This is a genomic window from ANME-2 cluster archaeon, from assembly GCA_014237145.1.
GTDB lineage: Archaea > Halobacteriota > Methanosarcinia > Methanosarcinales > Methanocomedenaceae > Methanocomedens_A.
In genome coordinates this window covers 1-3,389 of record JAAXOC010000030.1, presented here as the reverse complement: position 1 = coordinate 3,389, position 3,389 = coordinate 1, and the positions used below count along the sequence as shown (strand labels likewise).

General features: G+C 43.4%; 3 protein-coding genes. All 3 read right to left on the bottom strand.

Features of this window, described 5'->3' with window-relative positions; all coding sequences use genetic code 11:
• Nucleotides 1-159 precede the first annotated feature (159 nt).
• The 3 genes from HF974_03845 to HF974_03835 all read right to left on the bottom strand — a co-directional run bounded on the left by HF974_03845 (nucleotide 160) and on the right by HF974_03835 (nucleotide 3,058).
• Nucleotides 160-1,938 (bottom strand): ribosome biogenesis/translation initiation ATPase RLI, encoded by a 1,779-nt coding sequence (locus HF974_03845; GenBank protein MBC2697470.1) that lies wholly within the window; start codon nucleotides 1,936-1,938, stop codon nucleotides 160-162.
• Between the two features lie 23 nt (nucleotides 1,939-1,961).
• Entirely contained in the window at nucleotides 1,962-2,339 is a 378-nt protein-coding gene (locus tag HF974_03840) for a hypothetical protein (GenBank protein ID MBC2697469.1), read from the bottom strand.
• 488 nt (nucleotides 2,340-2,827) lie between these two features.
• Entirely contained in the window at nucleotides 2,828-3,058 is a 231-nt protein-coding gene (locus HF974_03835) for a transcriptional regulator (protein ID MBC2697468.1), read from the bottom strand.
• Nucleotides 3,059-3,389: the final 331 nt, after the last annotated feature.

Genomic DNA, 3,389 nt, shown 5'->3' with positions numbered 1-3,389 from the left:
TTTTGAATTTGTTCATAATGTGAGACGAAGAGGAAAGGCCCTTTTGGGTTCTTTGCTCAATTTAATCTTGAACTAACAACTTGAAACACAGGAAGAGCCTATTTTAATTATAAAAAAAATGGAATCTTCTCAGATGCCGGATACAGGGTCCCCTTTACCCTAACCCTGTGAATAATAATATTCACCCTTTGATTTTTGCTCCCTGTCAAGTTTGGAGCGGTGTTTGTTCACCCTTGGCCTGCGGGTTTCCTCATCACGTCTGAAGGTAATATTGAGGTTTTTCAAAAACATATTCATGCCCTGGCGCATTGCAAATGGTCCGTGTACCTCTCCATGTACTGCCGGTTCGCCATTGAACACTATAAGACGTTCGGATATCATGTCGATCACATAGATATCATGGTCAACCACCATGGCAGTCACATTATTATTCTCTGCGAACCTGCGTATCACTTTTGTGGCCCTTGCCCTTTGTTCCACATCCAGGTGCGCACTTGGTTCGTCAAAGATATACATGTCTGCGGTCTTGCCCAGGCATGCCGCTATTGCCACACGCTGCAGTTCACCGCCAGAAAGTTCGGGCAGCATCCGATCCATTAACTCGTCCAGTTGCATCGGCTTGATAATCCCTGTTTGGTAATAACTACTGTCGAACCTGGAATTGATACTACGCAGGAAATCACGCACCCTTAAGGGATAATCACCTTCAAGGTACTGGGGCTTGTATGCGATAGTAAGGTCGGTTTCAAGACTGCCGGTTGTGGGTGTTTCCACGCCTGCCAGCATGTTAACGAATGTGGACTTGCCTATTCCATTAGGTCCCACGATACCGATGACCTCTCCCTGTTTTATCTCACTGCCCAGGGTATCACTGCCGACTACCAGTTCAAACCCATCCTCGCCGTATTTCTTTGTGAACTGCTGGAATTCCAGCAGAGTGGGAATATCTTTCTGCTCCCTGGGAGGATGCTCTTCGAACTCAATAGCCTCGGTCCTGAGCCGAATGTTCTCTTCAGGCAAAAACCCTTTCAGGTACTCGTTGATGCCTACCCTGACACTCTTGGGGTGGGTAACGACCCCATACCCTCCAGGCACACCATAAATGATATGGACAGTATCGGCCAGCAGGTCAAGCAGTGCCAGGTCATGCTCTACGACCATCACAGCGCTCGTTTCAGCCAGTTCCTGTATGATCCTGGCAGCATTGATGCGCTGGTAAATATCAAGGTACGGGCTGACCTCATCAATAAAATAGAAATCAGCATCACGGCATACACAGGCAGCCAGTGCCACTCGCTGGAGTTCACCGCCTGACAGGTCACTGATGTTCCGATCCTGTATATGGCCCATCTCCAGCTTTAGTACAATATCATCCAGTATCCCCTTCTCATCAGTGCCTTCCAGCAACTTCGAAACCTTTCCTTTAGCTATCTTTGGGATATTGTCCACATACTGGGGTTTCTGTGAAACCTTTACGTTGCCTTCCATAAGGGCTTTCATGTAGTCGTACATACCGGTGCCTGAATATATCTCAAGTACTTTTTCCCAGGTAGTACTGGTGCCGCCCAGGTTTGGTATCATGTTCCCGCTCAGGATATTTACGGCAGTGGACTTGCCCACCCCATTAGGGCCCAGTATACCGGTGACCTTACCTTCTACCGGAGTAGGCAGCCCGTACAGGGCGAACCCGTTCTGGCCGTACCTGTGCACCGGGTCATCAAGTTCTTCAGGCAACCCAATGATCATTATGGCACCAAAAGGACACTTCTTGATACAAATACCACAACCCACACAGAGTTCTTCGGAAATGACGGCTTTTCCGTCTTCCCCCAGCACCACGGTTTCGTCCCCGGTACGTACCCTGGGGCAAAACTTGATACACTCCTGGCTGCACTTCCTGAACTGGCACCGATCCTTGTTAACTATGGCGATCCTCACAGTGTATTCACCTTAAAAACCTATCAAAGTGGGTTTAACAGCAGGGTCCACACTACCAGCCAGAAGTCGATGGTAATGAACTCCACATAGAACCAGTCTTTTTTCCCGAATTCCTTTAGATCTATGCCAATTACAGGGTATGCCAAACGCTGTGCGTAATAAGAGAAAATAATCACAAAAAGCATAACGGAAAGCCAGGGGAATTCAGTACCTGACCCCAGCTGGAAGAAACAAAAAAATCCTGCTGCCGTTCCAATTAAAGCAGGAACTATGGTCTTGATGATGCCATCTTTATAGTTTTTCTTCTTTTCTTCAGGTGTTTTTTCAACTGGTGCGGATGGTTTGGACTCGGATGCCTTTTCCAGCGGCTTTGTTTTTGCGGCTTTTTTACGCTTGTCCACTGCCTGCTGCTGGGATGCTGATTCTTTTGCCTTTTCCCAGAATCCTTTTTTTGCTGGTTTTTTCTTGCTCAAGAATTAATGCTCCTGACACTAGGGTTTGACTTTATAGATGCCGGATACTTTATATGTTTAACTATATTCAGACCTCCTGCCATACTTAATCCCGAAGAAAAGATTTACCACTAACTCCGTTTAATATCCCTGATATATTGAAATTGATCAATCTACTAAACTGCTATATTTCTGCCAGGCGGATGTAAAGCATATCCATTCAATTTTTATTATATTATAATATCGATTTTTATTCTATTCTAATATTATCTTAAAAAATGCATATGGCTTTTGCTATGAGGTTTCAAAAAATTTTAATAGGAAGTAGTAGTATTCAGATGTGCTGAATAATCAAAAAAAAATAATGTGGCATCTGCCACATATTAAGTGATTTCAATATTCTAATAAAAATTAGAATATTAGATGTGAATAATATATTATGCTACAATTAGCTCTTTCTTGACTCCCAACCATCCGGATCCTTTGCAGGTTCGGCAGGGTTGACCCTTATGCGTCCAGCCATTTCCCTTACAGAACTGGCAATTTTTAAATGGTTCTTTTACCATAAAAGTTGTTTTTCCATGACAGGCAGGGCATTCTTCTCCTTCAACTTTTCCGGTTCCTTTACAATATCCACATAGTTTTTCCGAATATGTTTTCTCTTCCATATTTTTCATCCTATCAAGTTAATAAAAAACTCAACGTTGGTACCATGATCAGCTATACCTTAACAGTTTGGATTTATTTATATGGTCTGTCATGAAAATCAATGATAATATCATGAGTAGTGCAAACAGCATTTATCACCTTACTTTGAAAGATCCCAAAAAACAACCCCTCACACTATCGTTTTTTGTTGCCACCAGAAATTTTTAAATAAAACTCTCGGTTCAGGTCTCTTTCAAAACCGTTTCCAGTCCAAGTGCAGTAAAATGTCTCATCTGATCTAATCCCATAGTTTCAAACATAAACTGCGGTTTCTTGTCACCCCTTTTCACT

Coding starts and splice junctions, on each gene's coding strand:
- HF974_03835 (MBC2697468.1), bottom strand. CDS start 3,058: ATGGAAGAGAAAACATATTCGGAAAAACTATGTGGATATTGTAAAGGA.